Source organism: Methylovirgula sp. (genome assembly GCF_037200945.1).
GTDB lineage: Bacteria > Pseudomonadota > Alphaproteobacteria > Rhizobiales > Beijerinckiaceae > Methylovirgula.
In genome coordinates this window covers 2,766,822-2,781,468 of sequence record NZ_JBBCGP010000001.1, presented here as the reverse complement: position 1 = coordinate 2,781,468, position 14,647 = coordinate 2,766,822, and the positions used below count along the sequence as shown (strand labels likewise).

Annotated in this window: 17 protein-coding genes; 10 read left to right on the top strand and 7 right to left on the bottom strand. The window is 60.2% G+C overall.

Going from position 1 to position 14,647, the window contains the following annotated elements:
• Positions 1-2 precede the first annotated feature (2 nt).
• The 5 genes from rnr (at position 3) to rpmG (ending at position 4,935) form a co-directional block, all read left to right on the top strand.
• Positions 3-2,288 (top strand): ribonuclease R, encoded by a 2,286-nt coding sequence (gene rnr / locus WDN02_RS13495; RefSeq protein ID WP_337294943.1) that lies wholly within the window; start codon positions 3-5, stop codon positions 2,286-2,288.
• Between the two features lie 44 nt (positions 2,289-2,332).
• Positions 2,333-2,791, top strand: coding sequence for a DUF983 domain-containing protein (locus WDN02_RS13490; protein WP_337293990.1), 459 nt, complete (start codon positions 2,333-2,335; stop codon positions 2,789-2,791).
• Complete coding sequence (locus WDN02_RS13485) at positions 2,784-3,500, top strand: NUDIX hydrolase (protein ID WP_337293989.1); 717 nt, start codon at positions 2,784-2,786, stop codon at positions 3,498-3,500. The genes WDN02_RS13490 and WDN02_RS13485 overlap by 8 nt, the downstream gene beginning before the upstream one ends.
• Positions 3,497-4,645 (top strand): MFS transporter, encoded by a 1,149-nt coding sequence (locus WDN02_RS13480; RefSeq protein ID WP_337293988.1) that lies wholly within the window; start codon positions 3,497-3,499, stop codon positions 4,643-4,645. Before WDN02_RS13485 ends, WDN02_RS13480 begins: the two co-directional genes overlap by 4 nt.
• A 122-nt stretch (positions 4,646-4,767) precedes the next feature.
• Positions 4,768-4,935, top strand: a complete 168-nt coding sequence (gene rpmG / locus WDN02_RS13475) for a 50S ribosomal protein L33 (protein WP_115836423.1) — start codon at positions 4,768-4,770, stop codon at positions 4,933-4,935.
• Between the two features lie 401 nt (positions 4,936-5,336).
• On the opposite strand, the gene WDN02_RS13470 is transcribed toward rpmG, so the two are convergent.
• The 3 genes from WDN02_RS13470 to WDN02_RS13460 all read right to left on the bottom strand — a co-directional run bounded on the left by WDN02_RS13470 (position 5,337) and on the right by WDN02_RS13460 (position 8,222).
• Positions 5,337-6,707, bottom strand: a complete 1,371-nt coding sequence (locus WDN02_RS13470) for a PleD family two-component system response regulator (RefSeq protein WP_337293987.1) — start codon at positions 6,705-6,707, stop codon at positions 5,337-5,339.
• A 21-nt stretch (positions 6,708-6,728) separates the two neighbouring features.
• Positions 6,729-7,097, bottom strand: coding sequence for a response regulator (locus WDN02_RS13465; RefSeq protein ID WP_337293986.1), 369 nt, complete (start codon positions 7,095-7,097; stop codon positions 6,729-6,731).
• Positions 7,098-7,307: 210 nt separating this feature from the next.
• The gene (locus WDN02_RS13460; protein ID WP_337293985.1) at positions 7,308-8,222 is read right to left on the bottom strand and encodes a cell envelope integrity EipB family protein; all 915 of its coding nucleotides are present in this window, start codon (positions 8,220-8,222) and stop codon (positions 7,308-7,310) included.
• Positions 8,223-8,358: 136 nt separating this feature from the next.
• Between WDN02_RS13460 and WDN02_RS13455 the strand changes: the two genes are divergently transcribed.
• Positions 8,359-8,832: a RidA family protein gene (locus tag WDN02_RS13455; RefSeq protein WP_337293984.1), complete on the top strand. Its 474-nt coding sequence runs from the start codon at positions 8,359-8,361 to the stop codon at positions 8,830-8,832.
• 90 nt (positions 8,833-8,922) lie between these two features.
• Positions 8,923-9,210: a hypothetical protein gene (locus tag WDN02_RS13450; RefSeq protein ID WP_337293983.1), complete on the top strand. Its 288-nt coding sequence runs from the start codon at positions 8,923-8,925 to the stop codon at positions 9,208-9,210.
• 7 nt (positions 9,211-9,217) lie between these two features.
• On the opposite strand, the gene WDN02_RS13445 is transcribed toward WDN02_RS13450, so the two are convergent.
• Positions 9,218-10,030, bottom strand: a complete 813-nt coding sequence (locus tag WDN02_RS13445) for a sterol desaturase family protein (RefSeq protein ID WP_337293982.1) — start codon at positions 10,028-10,030, stop codon at positions 9,218-9,220.
• 300 nt (positions 10,031-10,330) lie between these two features.
• Here WDN02_RS13445 and WDN02_RS13440 point away from each other — a divergent pair, with 300 nt between their 5' ends.
• Positions 10,331-11,026, top strand: a complete 696-nt coding sequence (locus WDN02_RS13440; protein WP_337293981.1) for an orotate phosphoribosyltransferase — start codon at positions 10,331-10,333, stop codon at positions 11,024-11,026.
• A 126-nt stretch (positions 11,027-11,152) separates the two neighbouring features.
• Complete coding sequence (locus WDN02_RS13435; RefSeq protein ID WP_337293980.1) at positions 11,153-11,737, top strand: hypothetical protein; 585 nt, start codon at positions 11,153-11,155, stop codon at positions 11,735-11,737.
• A gap of 16 nt (positions 11,738-11,753) precedes the next feature.
• On the opposite strand, the gene WDN02_RS13430 is transcribed toward WDN02_RS13435, so the two are convergent.
• Entirely contained in the window at positions 11,754-12,872 is a 1,119-nt protein-coding gene (locus WDN02_RS13430; protein ID WP_337293979.1) for an L-dopachrome tautomerase-related protein, read from the bottom strand.
• Between the two features lie 322 nt (positions 12,873-13,194).
• Here WDN02_RS13430 and WDN02_RS13425 point away from each other — a divergent pair, with 322 nt between their 5' ends.
• Positions 13,195-13,563, top strand: coding sequence for a hypothetical protein (locus WDN02_RS13425; protein ID WP_337293978.1), 369 nt, complete (start codon positions 13,195-13,197; stop codon positions 13,561-13,563).
• A gap of 53 nt (positions 13,564-13,616) precedes the next feature.
• Here WDN02_RS13425 and WDN02_RS13420 read toward each other — a convergent pair whose 3' ends face one another.
• Together WDN02_RS13420 and WDN02_RS13415 are read right to left on the bottom strand one after the other, a co-directional pair.
• Positions 13,617-14,333, bottom strand: coding sequence for an MgtC/SapB family protein (locus tag WDN02_RS13420; RefSeq protein ID WP_337293977.1), 717 nt, complete (start codon positions 14,331-14,333; stop codon positions 13,617-13,619).
• A 66-nt stretch (positions 14,334-14,399) separates the two neighbouring features.
• Positions 14,400-14,642, bottom strand: a complete 243-nt coding sequence (locus WDN02_RS13415; protein WP_337293976.1) for a hypothetical protein — start codon at positions 14,640-14,642, stop codon at positions 14,400-14,402.
• Between the last annotated feature and the right edge of the window lie 5 nt (positions 14,643-14,647).

Genomic DNA, 14,647 nt, shown 5'->3' with positions numbered 1-14,647 from the left:
CTTTGCCTTCGAAGGCAGAGATTCTCGCCTTCATCGGCCGCGAACAACCAAACAGCCCCACCAAAATTGGCAAGCGGGAAGTCGCCCGCGCCTTCTCGATCACCGGGGCGGATCGCATAGGATTAAAGAAAATACTCAGAGAACTCGAAGCGGAAGGCGCCGTTGGGCGCAACCGCAAACAATTACATAAGGCCGGTCAATTGCCGGCTGTCGTCCTCGCCGATATCGCCAGCCGCGACCCAGACGGCGAATTGATTGCCCAGCCCGTCGAATGGGACAATGAACAAGGGCCGATCCCGAAAATTCTCATCCAGGTTGGCAAGCGACGCCCCGGCCAGCCGGTGCCCGGCGTCGGCGACCGCGGGCTGATTCGCGTCGAACCGGCGCACGAAGCGGGCCCGAACGATCCCGCCTATAACGGCCGCGTCATCAAACTTTTCGACCGTGCCAAGACACAAGTGCTCGGCATCTATCGCGCCGATCCATCGGGCGGCGCGCGTGTCGTGCCGATCGACAAACGCAACGCGCGCGTCGGTGAATTCACGGTCGCCGAAGGTGGCCACAATGGCGCGCAGGAAGGCGATCTCGTCGCCGTCGATGTTTTGCGCACCGGACGTCTTGGTCTTGCACCCGTGCGCGTACGCGAAAAGCTCGGCAGCCTCGCGAGCGAAAAGGCGATGAGCCTCATCGCCATCCATTCGCACAGCATTCCCAATGCTTTCAGTTCGGACGCTTTGGCGGAAGCCTCCCACGCAAAGCCGGCGACGCTCGCCGGGCGCGAGGATTGGCGCGACATTCCCCTGATCACCATCGACCCGGCCGACGCCAAGGATCACGACGACGCGGTGTTCGCGCAACCTGATCGCAACCCCGATAACGACGGCGGCCATATCATCCATGTCGCTATCGCCGATGTCGCGGCCTATGTGCGGCCAGGCTCTGCGCTTGACCGCGATGCACTCCAGCGTGGCAATTCGGTCTATTTCCCGGATCGCGTCGTGCCGATGCTGCCCGAGCGCATCTCCAACGACCTTTGTTCACTGCGGCCCAATGAAGATCGCGCCGCGCTCGCCTTCCGCATCATCATCGCCAAAGACGGGCGCGCGCTCTCGCACAACGTGCATCGCGTGCTGATGCGATCGGCGGCGAAGCTTGCCTATCAGCAAGTGCAAGCCGCCTGGGACGGAACGCCCGGCGAAGAAACGCAGGCGCTGTTAAAGCCGGTGCTGAAGCCGCTCTTTGCCGCTTATGAATCATTGAAACTCGCGCGCGAAAAGCGCAACCCGCTCGATCTCGATCTGCCGGAACGCAAGCTTCTGCTCAAGCCCGATGGGACCGTCGATCGCGTGATCGTGCCGCCGCGGCTTGAAGCGCATCGGCTGATCGAGGAATTCATGATCCTCGCCAATGTCGCCGCGGCAGAGACGTTGGAAAAAGTGCATCAGGCCCTGATCTATCGCGCGCATGGCGAGCCGACATTCGAGAAGCTTAATGGGCTCGCTGAATTCCTCGCCTCGATCGACATCAAGATCGCGAAGGGCCAAGTGCTGACGCCGCGCCAGTTCAACGGCATCCTCGCGCAGGTCAAAGGCACCGAGCACGAGAACATCGTCAACGATGTCGTGCTGCGAACGCAAGCGCAGGCGGAATATGTCGCCGAAAACTACGGTCATTTCGGCCTGCATCTGCGCCGCTACGCGCATTTCACATCGCCGATCCGCCGCTATGCCGATCTGATCGTTCATCGCGGCCTGATCCGCGCGCTACGTCTTGGCAATGACGGTCTGCCGGACATGACGGGCGAGCAATTGGCAGAGATCGCCGCGCAAATTTCCGCGACCGAGCGGCGCGCCATGGCGGCGGAGCGCGAAACCGTCGACCGTTTGATCGCGCAATTTCTGAGCGAACAGGTGGGCGCCACGTTTGAGGGGCGGATCTCCGGGGTTACGGGCGCAGGGCTTTTCGTCAAACTTGCCGAGACCGGCGCCGACGGATTTATCCCGATCGCGACACTCGGCGACGATTATTTCAACTATGACGAGAGTTCGCATGCGTTGATTGGTCGCCGCAGCGGCGTGACGCATCGCCTTGGCGACGAAATTGCGGTGAAACTTGTCGAAGCGGCGCCCTTCGCAGGCGCGCTACGCTTTGAATTGATGTCCGGTGCGGGCGGCGCCCGTTTACGTAACGTCAAAACTCAGGGGAAGCGTGGGGGACGCCGCGACAACGGGTCGGATGGCCCCCGCGCGTCGGCACGTTTAAAAAAACTGCGGAAGTCGAATAATTAAATCTAACGACGACTAGGTTCGGCATGGCTATCGACACGGCAAATATGTCCATTGTGCCCCTCTCTGGCGGCAAAGCCTCGCTCGACGATAGCTTCGCACGGCCCAAGCGAAATGCATGGCTCGCAATCCGGCGCGGATTTTCCGGCCATTGCCCCTCCTGCGGCAAGGGTGCGCTCTACAGCAAATATCTCAAGGTCAACGACCGGTGCGCGGTCTGCAACACCGAATTGTTTCATCAGCGGGCTGACGACGCGCCACCCTATCTGACGATCCTCGTCGTCGGCCACATCATCGGCGCGATGATGCTTTCGGCCGATACAATGTTCCCGGATTTTCCGATTCTCTATCAGATGATCCTGTGGCCGCTACTGACCGTCGCCATGTCGCTGATCCTGCTGCCGGCATTCAAGGGCGGCCTCATCGGCTATCAATGGGCGTTGCGCATGCACGGATTTGACTCAGCGCCGGACGCATCTTCGGCGGGCGCCGTGCCGAATGGCTGACGGCGTCTCTGCGCCGATTATTTCGTCCACGCGATCCGTCAAGCCGAAAGCGGCTTCCAGTCTCATCCTTGTCGATACGACCCAATCCGTTCCGCGCGTCCTGATGGGTCGGCGCAATGCCAGCCTGCGTTTCATGCCGGACAAGTTTGTCTTCCCCGGTGGCCGCGTGGAGCGCGAAGATCGCGACATCACGGCAGCCGATACCCTCAACGAGTCCGTTGCCACCCGGCTCGGCAAACGCAACCGTCGCGATGCGCCGGAGCCCCGCACGCTCGCCTTGGCCGCCATTCGCGAAACATTTGAAGAAACAGGCCTCCTGATCGGCGAGAAGGCCACGCCTTCCAAGACCCCGGTGCCTCAATCCTGGCGCGCTTTCGTTGAGCTTGGCTTTCTGCCGAGGATCGGCGATTTGCGCTTTCTCGCCCGCGCCGTGACGCCGCAACATCTGCCGCGCCGGTTCGATACACGCTTCTTCATCGCCAATGCGGCTTCCATCGCCTACCGCGTCGAGGGCGTAGCACATGCGGATGCAGAGCTTGTCGAACTTCGCTGGCTGCCGATCGCCGAGGCATCGGAACTTGACGTCGGCAACATCACCAGTTCGATCTTGCGCGAGGCCGCGCAACGCATTACCGCAGGGCTGACAGCCGATCCGCCTGCGGCGTTCTTCACTTATCGGAATCGCCGCTTCTCCCGCGACGAACTTTGAAAACACCTTCAGAAACGCGCGTATTCGTCGTCGCCGCGGCCATCACGACGGTAATGATCGCCGCTATCGGCCTGTCGCTGTCGGCGACTTTGATCGCGGTGCGGCTGGCGCAGGCCGGCTATTCCGCACGCGCTATCGGCCTCCATCCCGCCGCGAGCAGCCTCGTTGGCCTCGTCACGGCGGTTTATGTGCCTTGGCTCGCGCACATCATCGGCGTCCGGCGGCTCCTGATCTCCGCACTATTGCTGGGCGCCGTCTGCCTTGCCGGCCTCGCGCTCACGCACGGCTATTGGCCCTGGCTTGCGATGCGGTGCATCTATGGCATCGCGCTGACCATCCTCTTCATTCTTGCCGAATTCTGGATCAGCGCGATCGTCTGGCCGCGCCGGCGCGGTCTGGTGATGGGGATTTACGCGACAGCCGTTGCAGCTGGATTCACAGCGGGACCTTTCGTTCTCGCCGCGACCGGTCCCTCTGGCGCGACGCCGTTTATGATCGCCGCCCTGCTCTCACTGGCAGCCATCGTGCCGATCGGGCTTACAGGGGTGGAGGCGCCGGCTCTGGAAGAAGCGCAGCCGCTACCCTTCAGGGCGATCCTGCGCGCCGCGCCCGCAGCAACGGCGGCGGCTCTCATCTATGGCGCGATCGAAGCCGCGGCCTTTGGCCTATTTCCGGTCTTCGCCTTGCGCGAAGGCTGGGGCGCCGGCGCGGCCGCTGTCGCCACCGCGATCTTTGCGCTGGGCAACGCATTGTTCCAGATCCCAACCGGCTTCGTGGCCGACCGTTTTGGCCAGCGCCGGCTGCTGATCCTGATGGGCGCGCTTGGCACCATCGGCGCACTGATTTTGCCGCTCGCCGCGCGCTCATCCTACGCAAGCTATGTCATGCTGCTGTTCGCCTGGAGCGGGATTGTCGGGGGCCTTTACGCAGTAGGCCTTACAAGCCTCGCCAGCCGCTATCCGGAGGCCGGAGCGCTGGCACGTGCCAACGCAGCTTATATCCTCCTGTATACTGCGGGGAGCCTCGTCGGGCCGCCGATTTTCGGCTTCAGTCTCGACCTCGCACCCTCCGGTCTCTTCTTCAGTTTGGCTGTCGTTCTGGCGCTCTTCTTCACATTGGCAATGAAGCGCGATGCCAATCCTTGACAAGCCAATCCTTGACAAGCGAAGGCCGATCCTTAAGGTGCGCCCACTTTCGCGCATCGTCAGCATTTAACGCGTCGGCGCTTTTCGCCACGCGACGCGCTCAGGTTTGAAGGAAGCCGCAGATGGCCAAGGCCGCAATGATCAAGATTAAGCTCCAGTCCTCGGCAGACACGGGCTATTTTTACGTGACCAAGAAGAACGCCCGCACGAAGACCGAAAAGCTGTCGTTCAAGAAATACGACCCGGTCGCGCGCAAGCACGTCGAGTTCAAAGAAACCAAGATCAAGTGATTCGGAGCGGACGCGATTTAGCAGTCCGCTCAATAAGATAATCTATTTTCTTAATTTAATTTATGAGGCGTGCGACTCACCACCACCCTTGTCCTTCGACAGGAAGAATGGTGGCCGGCGGCAAATGGTATCTCGAGGAGGCCACTCCTAACCATCTGCGCGCCGGCCGACCCCACGGACCCAGGAGATGCGGCGGACCTGAGCACTCCGTAGGGTATTCTGTTGAAATATTTAGTATTCGCGACCGAGGCGTCATTCGCGTAACGCAGCGGAGCCGTCACCGAGGTGTTTAAGTTAGCGTGCGGCTCGCGAAAAGAAAACTGCTTAATTGTAGAGACGTCCCGCCTCCGTTTATTTACCTAAATATCTAATCTTTTTGGCCGCGGGCTTGCCAAAACGATTCAGGCGGCGTCCGCCGAAACGCGGTTGCGGCCGTTGGATTTGGAGCGATAGAGCGCCCGGTCCGCGCGGCTGAAAAGGCCGTCCGGAAGGTCATCGTCACCCCGCTCAGCCAAGCCGATCGAAACCGTGATGCCAACTGCCGCGCCGCTATGGGGCACGACGAAACGCTCCTGCTCGATCTCGGCGCGGACGCGCTCGGCGATGCGCGCGGCAACCTCCATATTCGTATCCGGCATAACGACGACGAATTCCTCGCCGCCAATACGGCAGATGACGTCAGGAATGCGGATCACCTTGCGGACGCGCTTCGCGAAGCCCTTCAGGATCTGATCGCCCGTCGCGTGTCCGTAGGTGTCGTTGATGCCTTTGAAATGATCGATATCAAGGATCATCATGGAGAGAGGCCGGTCGCAATCAACCGCCTGCTTTACGAGAATCGAAAGATGCATCTCGAAATACCGGCGGTTGTTGAGCCCGGTCAGCGGATCGACCACCGCGAGTTCGAGCGAAGCTTGCACGTTGTCGCGCAGCTTGTCGGCATAGCGCTTGCGCCGCAGATTGCTGCGCACGCGCGCGATCAACTCGTTGCCGTCAACGGGCCGCATGAGGAAATCGTTGACGCCGAGATCGAGCGCGCGAAGCACGCGCGTGCGGTCTTCCATCTCGGCCAGACACAAGATCGGCAATTGGCGCGTGCGCTCCTGCGAACGGAGTTGGCCGCACAGGCGTAGAGCGTCGAAGCCCTGAAGCCCGAGACTGACGATCAACAGGTCATACGCGCCGCTGGCAACTTTCGCCGCGACGTCATTCGGATTGGGCTCGATTTCGACGATATATTTGTCGCGCAACATAAAGGCGAGTTGCGCTGCTGACGCGGGACGGTCGTCAACAAGCAGAATGCGGCCACCGAGGCCGTCTTCCGCCAGGGCTGCAGTGAAGGGGTCAGGCATACCCAAAGCTACGGCGGTCGAAGCGCGATTACGCAGATCGTCGAGCACCACCTTTAACCGGGTGAGCGAACGTACGCGCGCGATGAGCGCGATTTCATCAATCGGTTTTGTCAAAAAATCATCTGCACCGGCCTCGAGGCCCTTAACCCGGTCGCTTGGCTGATCGAGCGCCGTTACCATGACGATTGGCAGATGCGTCGTCGCCGGATTTTTTTTGAGCCGTCGGCAGACTTCAAATCCGTCCATGCCCGGCATCATCACGTCGAGAAGAATGAGGTCGCAATCATCCTGCGCGCAAACCGCGAGCGCCTCGGCGCCATTCATCGCCGTCGTCACATCGAAATATTCCGCCGTAAGCCGCGCTTCGAGAAGCCTCACGTTCGGCAAAATATCATCGACAACGAGAATCTTGGCCGTCATCAGAAACGTTCCCCCGCCGGATTATTCGGCGATGTAACTGCGCACCGTTTCGAGGAATTTCACCACCGAAATCGGCTTCGACAGGTAAGCCTCGCAGCCGCCCTGACGAATCTTTTCTTCATCCCCCTTCATCGCGAAAGCCGTAATAGCAATCACCGGAATGTGGCGCAGATTTTCGTCGTCTTTAATCCACTGAGTCACTTGCAGCCCGGAGACTTCCGGCAACTGGATATCCATGAGAATTAAATCGGGACGATGCGTTCGGGCGAGTTCGACTGCTTCCACACCGCTTCTCGTTTGGACCGTCCGGTAGCCGTGTGCTTCCAAGAGGTCGTTGAAAAGCTTCATGTTAAGCTCATTATCTTCGACGATCAGAACGCTCTTTTGCATTTGTTGGGAACCTATAGCCTCCAAGGGCGCGGACGTTCCTGCCGTGAGACCCAAGCATGAACGTAACTATTACCAGATAGAAATTTACGAAATGAAAATTGGATCGCAGAAACAAGAGCGCATATGACGTAAGTCACCGTCCTCTGGAGCGCAAAATTTGGGCGTGCCAAAGGGATAGGCACAGACCATAGGCGGAACAGGTTCTTCGCGCTATTTTGTGCAGGGCGGCGTGGGCAACAGTTTCAGGCTAACCATCTGCCCGGCGAGAACAAAATCGCCGTAATCAAGCCGCAGCGCGCGTGAAATGCCGTTCTCGTAAAGGTCGAACGCGAGTGTGTAGTTCGGCGCCTCGTCCTTCCGGCCGTCGTCGAAATAGCTGATCGATACCGGCCAACGGCGCATATGTTGGAGCAGCGGAATTTGCGCCGCGGCATCGGGCGCGGGCGTGTCGATCGCGTGTCCAATGAACGTCGTCGTGTCGTAGATTTTATCGCCGCTGTCAGAGCCGTCGTAGACTTTGACTTCGAGCGCATTTTCGCCGGCTTTCGCCGCCGCCAGAATGTATTTTATGTGCTCTGTTGGGAAGAGAACATCGCGTCCGAGCGCGATCTGCTCAGGCTTCGGCTTGACGAGATCGACACCCACGACGCCGCGCTTCATCCGCTCGGCGCGGCCATCCACCTGATCGGATTGCGCATCGTCGACATTGGTTTCCATCTTGAACGAAAAGTTCTTGCCACCGCCATCCTCGAACGTCGCCGAATGCATATCGGAAATCCGAGTCGGCCCTTCCGCCGGCTGCAGCTCCGTCAACTGACGAAAATTCTGCACATAGCCATCGCACGCCGAACCCGAAAAATCGAAGGCGATACGGCCGCGCGCGCCCGTTGGGCTTTTGGTGCCCACCGCCTTGAGCAAAGTGAGGTCATAAACGGCGCGATGTGAAGCGAGCGGAATGGCGTCGACAACGCCCTGCAGAGACGCCGGCGTCGCCTGCAAAAGGCCACCTGGATCACTCGCCGCATCCGCGGGCGAAAACGCCAGACCAAAAGCAGAAATAGCTGCCAAAAGCCCTACCCGCCGCGCCGCCCGCAGGCCCGCAGCCTCGAAAGGGTATTTGACCATGAATCAACGCTCCTTGCGCGCCGCCCGCCATTAAACTGTTAGAATGAGGCCGCGCGGCTGGCAATAAAAATGGTAAAAGCCGCCCGTCCGCCACCCGCGGACGACTTTAAGTCCAAGCACAAATTGGAGTTTTGGTGTGGGCGCTATCGAAGACCGTTTGAAACATTTGAACATCGACCTGCCGGCCGCGGCGGCGCCTATCGCCAATTACGTGCCTTGCGTCATTTCCGGTTCCTGGCTCATCGTTTCCGGCCAGCTCGCCTTCGGCCCTGACGGCAAACTCGACCCCGGCCATACGGGTAAAATCGGCGCCGGCGTGTCGGCGGAGGCAGGCCGCGCGGCTGCACGGCGCTGCGCAATCAACATTCTGGCCCAGGCCAAAGCGGCCTTGGGCGATCTCGACCGCATCCGACGCTGCGTCCGACTTGGCGGCTTCATCAATGTTGCGCCGGGCTATTCGCAAATTCCGCCGATCATGAATGGCGCGTCGGATCTTATTGTCGAGGTTCTCGGTGATGCGGGGCGTCACGCGCGCTCGACCGTCGGCGTCGCCGAATTGCCGCTCGACAGCGCGGTCGAAGTCGAGGCTCTATTCGAAATCGCGCCTTAACCAAAGACGCAAACCACAATTCAAACAGCGGCTTGCCGTCGGGTCTCGGCGCGCGCATGAATCGCGCCGAGATCATGTGAGGTGGCTTTGATGCTGAAGAAACTCGTCCTCGCCTTCGCCGCCGTGAGCGCGTGGGCAAGCCCCGCGGCGGCGCTGAGCCGCGATTATTATGGCCAATATCATACCTATTGGCGCCCCTGGCACGCGTACCCGAACGACGTCACCCGTGTGCCCTATGGCTGGCCGATGATCGCGTATTCGCGCGCCTATTCCTATGTGCCGGGTGCGTCTCACCCCGTAGCAGTCAGGGTCTATTACATCCCGCAGACGGAACCGCGCTACAACGTGCCGCCTTATGCGGTCGTCGCGCCTTACTGAGCGCGTTTTATTGAGCGCGTTTTGGCCGGGCGTTGCGGACGCGCGGCCGTTCCTCGACCTTGTCCCAGCGCGTCGCGAAAACCGTGTCGCAAATGCCGGGACTGCCGAAGCCGTCGCTGAAGCTGACAACGCCGCGCGTATGATGCTGGCCGTGCGCGTGGCTCGAGACGAGCGTCTCCAGAATCGCACCGAACCAAGGGACCGATTTGAAGAAGCGCGTTTGCCGCAACGGCGCGGCAAAATCGTAGCCCGAATGTTCGTAAAGCCCCCCAAAAGCCCCAAGACCGGCGACGAGCAGATGAAATAAAATATCGCTGCCGCCGCCACCGAGGACGACCAGCGGCAAAAGATAGGGCAGCACGATCTCAAGGAAAAAGTCCGCCGGCGCCATGTAGAGCGCGCTGATCGCCTTGCTCGCCCCCGTCATGTGATGGACGGAATGGCCTAATGGCCGCAACAACCGCGGATTGTGCAGCACATAGCGGTGCGTGACATATTGGACGACGTCGTGGCCGATCGCCATGCCGACCAGCATCCCGAGGAAGCGCCAGACGCTGAGATGCGCGGGCCCGACAAAGGCCCATCCGAGCCATTGCACCAGCACCATCGCCGGCAGCAGCACGAAAACCTGATTGAACAACGCCCGCGGCAAAAGCTGCTGATAGGTGAGCTTATCGGCCTGGCGCACCTTGGCGCTTTTGAAAAGCCCGACACGGTCGCAATATTCGAACCCATAACCGATGCCGTGGAAGACCACCATCACGACGATCCAGGTGAGGACCGAGAGTGGCATCCATGCCGGCAAGGAGGCGTTGGTCATGCAAATTTACCCGTTCGCGGCGAACCGCACTGCATTCCTATGGCCGCTTGCCGCCCGGCGGGCAAGCCATAGAACGACGCCGATTGAGGATAGCCGATCACGAATGATTTTCGACTGAAACACTTTAGAATCATCATGATCTGCCGCAAGTTTTGTCAAATTCGGTCGGCCGCCCGGCGTCTTCCAGTTTCCCGACCATGCCCTTCGCGCGGCGATATCCGCTGGAAATCGCCATTTCGGGGTTGACGCTCCGCCCTGCAAAAGCGACGACGATTTTCCCTCTTTGGAATGGTCTCAAGCATGTCGCTGGTTTCGCCGGAAAAGCAAAATATGGCCCGCCAGACCGCGCGCCTCCTCCTCGAAGTGGCGGCCATTTCGGTCAATACCGAAAGGCCCTTCATTTTCACGTCGGGCTGGGCGAGCCCCGTCTATACGGACATGCGCAAAATCATCGCCTACCCCCGTCTGCGACAGACCCTGACGGAATTTGCCGCCCACACCATTATCGCCGAGATCGGCTGCGAAAGCCTCGACATCATCGCCGGTGGCGAGACGGCGGGCATCCCCTTTGCTGCGTGGCTGGCCGACCAGCTGATGCTGCCTATGCAATACGTACGCAAGAAGCCGAAAGGCTTCGGGCGGCAAGCGCAGATCGAGGGCAATCTGATCGACAACGGCCGGGCTTTGCTCGTCGAGGATCTCGCAACTGACGGGCGCAGCAAGGTCAATTTCTGCGAGGCCTTGCGGAACGCCGGGCAGCGCTGCGACCATGCCTTCGTTTATTTTTTCTACGATATTTTTCCGCAGGCCCGCTCGCTGATGCAGGAGATCGGCGTCAATCTGCATTACCTCGTAACCTGGTGGGACGTGCTCGAAGCGGCGCACCGCGACGGCTCTTTACCGCCGTCGGTCCTCAGCGAAGTTGAAAAATTCCTGCACGAACCGGCGGCCTGGTCGGCCGCGCATGGGGGCGTTTCCGAATTCAAGCCAGCTTAGGCTGAGGGATTCCTGCAACAGCCGGGGCAGAATTTCTTGCTGCCCTTTTTCGGCATCGGTCTTGCCTAGGTCTTGACGCAATATTTGCGTTCCATTCTCGCGTCGCAGAAATCTGGCGAGACTTTGATGGCCGAAACTTCGAAAATCTTCTCGTTTTTTGGACCGGGCGTGACGCAGCGTGGCGTTCTCATCTCGGGCAGTCTTGCTTTGGCAGGCATGGTTTTAAGCTTTGCGCCGATTTTGCCGCAGCCAAACCTCTGGCAGGTTTTGGGCACGCCCGCAGTCGCGCCCGCTCATGCATCGACGCCGAATTCAACCTGGGCCGGCCATCTCGAAAGCCCCGGCACGAGCGGCGCGGATGTTGGCGCGAGCCATGCGCTGACCTCGGCCTCTTACACGACTGGCTTCGATAGTGCCGCTGCCGCTCCGTTGCCGGCCCCCTCGCTCAAGATGGCGGCCGTCGATCCCAGCGCCTGCCCCAACGATCTCAACTGCACCTTCCGGTCCAAGGCTGGCGCGACTTTGCCCCCGCCGCACGCACGGATGGCGTCTATCGGATCGTCCCGCACACACGCTGGCGCCGCTCATCAGGATTTGAAGAAACCCACGGGTCTCGCGGCCCTGCTGCCAAGCTTGCCCTCGACGCATACGCTCCTGAAGCCGTTCGCCTTCGTCGCGAATACGTTCGGCGGCCTGATGCACAGGCTCTGAGTTCAGCCGGGAGATTTCAGGAATGGTCTCTCGGCGGCGGTCCAGCGTCGATCTTCATCTTGTAGATAAAGACGGGATAATGGACCTTCTGGCGCCCGGCATTGAGCCCGGGCGTCAGATTCAACTGCGTCGCGGGAATCCATAGGTAGCCATCGCGGTCGATCCACATGGCGTCGACCCAGATAAGCCGCGGGTCGGAGATCAGGGTTGAAACCTTCCCGTCGGGGCTGATCGTCAGAATACGCCGCTTATTCACGTCGCTGAGATAGATCGTGCCATTGGCGTCGATCGCCGTACCGCCGGTCGTCGGCGTATCGACCCAGTTTTTCTCAACGTGCGAAGCGAGGTCCTTTGCCGAAAAGTGCGGATCGTCAAGATAGCGCGTATCGACCCGCGCCAGCGGCCCGGACGCAGGCTGGAAATAGAGATATTGGCCGTCGGGCGAGACTTCGATCTGGTCGGCCTGGATATGCAGCGGCTTGCCATCCGCGGTGCGGATCAGTTTGCCATCGGCGTACATCGGCCGCTTGTCGGTCACCGAAGAATCGCCGTCGAGCACACGCCGCGCTTCGCCGCTTTCGAGATCGAGCACGATCAACGCCGGCGCGCCGGCATCGGTGAGATAGGCCATGCGGCCATTGAAGCGGATGTCGTCGATATAGCTTTGCGGGGTGACGGCAGCCGCGAGCGAATAGACCCGCGCAGGTTTGTTATCGTTGAGCGTGAAACGGAAGATGCGTGCGGCGCCTGGAACGCCAGGTTTGCCGAAGCCGGGCGCGCCAGCATCGACGATCCAAAGCGCGCCGTCCGGCCCGATCCGGAGCGCGTTGACGTGGACAAAGACGTTTGCGGGATCTTGCCCCGGCTGCCAATTGTTCCAAGCGGCATCGGGATAAGGTTTGCCTTGCCCGTCCGGGCTTAGCTCCTCGACCTCCGTGCCAGGACCGTCCGCGCCGGGGAAGCCGACGAAGGCGCGCCCATCATGCGTTGTCGTAACCGCATTCCATACGCGGTTCGACTGGAAGATCGGCTGCAGCCGGGCATCTTCCTTCGTCGGCAAGTTTGCCGCCATGAGCTGCACGAACGCGAGCGATGACGCGACGATGGCCCAGAAGAAATAGATGCGGCTGCGCATCCTCACGTCCCCGATTGCATGACTATAAGGTGCACTATCACAATGCAGATGAACCGCGCCCATCTGGCAAGCTGGGCGTCATCTGAAATTTTGGTGAGGGCCGTCTCCTCGGCTCACCGCGTCAAGTTCTCACGGCGCTGCAACAAAAAGCAATAACAAGCTCAAATACAACATAATATTTGATTCTTCGTATGACTGGCGTGGCTCTTATCCGAAGCCCGGCTCTGGCCTGGCAGCACGAGCACATCCCGCCTTCGGCACTATCAGCCGAATCGCCCATGCGATATGGTCAATCATCGAGTCACAGGCGGCCATATTCACAATGACGAACAACACGCAGATTAAAGTCCACGTCGACGTTGCCAAGCTCAACATCGTCTTCGAAGCTTGGCTAAATGGCGCCCCCACAGGCAGCGTGACGCTGTCCGCAGCCGACACCGACACCCTCATCCGTGAACTTGGCAAAAACCGGGCGCAACTTGTTCAGCCCGTCGCGTCCGACCTTGACGAAGCTGCGATCGAGCCGGTCATCGACCCGGCCTGGCAAACGCCGGAAGTTCGCTACCAAGAGGGTCGTATGCTCTCCATCCGCGATCCGGGATTGGGCTGGCTCAGCTATATTTTCCCGGATCAAGAAGCGGCGGACGTCGCCGCGTGGCTCACCAAAGATTTGCCGCTCCAGCAGGGCTGACGCACCCCGGTGAAAACCGCAACGACAGCGCATCGACCTAGTCGATGTGAGGCTTACTCGTTCGCGCTCGACGACCAACTGGCGAATGAGACGAGCGGCGATGTCTCCAACTCATTCGCGACGGCATCGAGTTCAAGCGGATCGACCGCCGTGCTGACGAGCGTCGCAATAATTTCCGTCGCATCAGGCGAACGATCTTCGACCTCGATCTGCCGGATCGGATAACTCGCTTTTTCAAGCGCCTCCGTCAGGAGATCGCGCACTTCGCCGACTGTGTCAGGTCCGGTGACGACATGAATCTCATAGACCGCCTCCGAACTCAGCTCATCCACCGGGGCCCGATTGATGGCGTTCACGAGAGGACGCAGGAGCGTGTTGCCAGCGAGAACGGCGACAGTGAGAACCGTCGCCTCCGCCGCATATCCCAGACCCGATAAGGCGCCGACCGCGGCCGAACACCAGAGCGTCGCCGCGGTGTTCAATCCCTGGATTCGCGTGCCATCCTTCAAGATGACGCCGGCGCCGAGAAAACCGATCCCGGACACGACATAGGCCGTGACCTGTGCCGCGCCCGCCTGCCCGTTGATACGCATGCCCAAAGAGACGAAGGCCGCAGCGCCAACGGCAACCAGCACATTCGTCCGCAGCCCTGCACTTCGCTGCCGCCATTGGCGCTCGGCACCGATCGCTGTGGCGAGTACAAAGGCGACGAAAACCCCTATCGAGAGATCGATCAGCTGAGCGAGGTCGAAATGCTTCATGACGAGCATTGAACAACCTCTGCCAAGATAGCGCCCAAGCCAGCTTCTGATCTCACGAAAGGGCGGTTAACGACGCTAGTGGTATTGGCCCAAGCCAATCCCAAGGATGCCAGCCCGACGGCGAAGCGCGCCGACCGTGCGTTTCATCTCCTTGGAGATTTTTGCAACTGGCGTCCGTGCCTTGGAATGAGCCTTGAGGCTCCGGACATCCTCTTTCGTCCACGGCTTGATGACGCGACGTGCCGCCTTCTTCGCCACAGTCTTCTTTGCGACGGCCTTCTTCGCCGCGATTTTCTTCGTTGCCACCTTCTTCACCATTCTCG

What these genes read in the sequence shown, in the direction of transcription:
- rpmG (WP_115836423.1), top strand. Translation starts at nt 4,768, where the DNA reads ATGGCCAAGGCCGCAATGATCAAGATTAAGCTCCAGTCCTCGGCAGAC.
- WDN02_RS13490 (WP_337293990.1), top strand. Translation starts at nt 2,333, where the DNA reads ATGTCCATTGTGCCCCTCTCTGGCGGCAAAGCCTCGCTCGACGATAGC.
- WDN02_RS13460 (WP_337293985.1), bottom strand. Translation starts at nt 8,222, where the DNA reads ATGGTCAAATACCCTTTCGAGGCTGCGGGCCTGCGGGCGGCGCGGCGG.
- WDN02_RS13430 (WP_337293979.1), bottom strand. Translation starts at nt 12,872, where the DNA reads ATGCGCAGCCGCATCTATTTCTTCTGGGCCATCGTCGCGTCATCGCTC.
- WDN02_RS13445 (WP_337293982.1), bottom strand. Translation starts at nt 10,030, where the DNA reads ATGACCAACGCCTCCTTGCCGGCATGGATGCCACTCTCGGTCCTCACC.
- WDN02_RS13425 (WP_337293978.1), top strand. Translation starts at nt 13,195, where the DNA reads ATGACGAACAACACGCAGATTAAAGTCCACGTCGACGTTGCCAAGCTC.
- WDN02_RS13485 (WP_337293989.1), top strand. Translation starts at nt 2,784, where the DNA reads ATGGCTGACGGCGTCTCTGCGCCGATTATTTCGTCCACGCGATCCGTC.
- WDN02_RS13465 (WP_337293986.1), bottom strand. Translation starts at nt 7,097, where the DNA reads ATGCAAAAGAGCGTTCTGATCGTCGAAGATAATGAGCTTAACATGAAG.
- WDN02_RS13420 (WP_337293977.1), bottom strand. Translation starts at nt 14,333, where the DNA reads ATGCTCGTCATGAAGCATTTCGACCTCGCTCAGCTGATCGATCTCTCG.
- WDN02_RS13415 (WP_337293976.1), bottom strand. Translation starts at nt 14,642, where the DNA reads ATGGTGAAGAAGGTGGCAACGAAGAAAATCGCGGCGAAGAAGGCCGTC.
- WDN02_RS13440 (WP_337293981.1), top strand. Translation starts at nt 10,331, where the DNA reads ATGTCGCTGGTTTCGCCGGAAAAGCAAAATATGGCCCGCCAGACCGCG.
- WDN02_RS13450 (WP_337293983.1), top strand. Translation starts at nt 8,923, where the DNA reads ATGCTGAAGAAACTCGTCCTCGCCTTCGCCGCCGTGAGCGCGTGGGCA.
- WDN02_RS13470 (WP_337293987.1), bottom strand. Translation starts at nt 6,707, where the DNA reads ATGACGGCCAAGATTCTCGTTGTCGATGATATTTTGCCGAACGTGAGG.
- WDN02_RS13435 (WP_337293980.1), top strand. Translation starts at nt 11,153, where the DNA reads ATGGCCGAAACTTCGAAAATCTTCTCGTTTTTTGGACCGGGCGTGACG.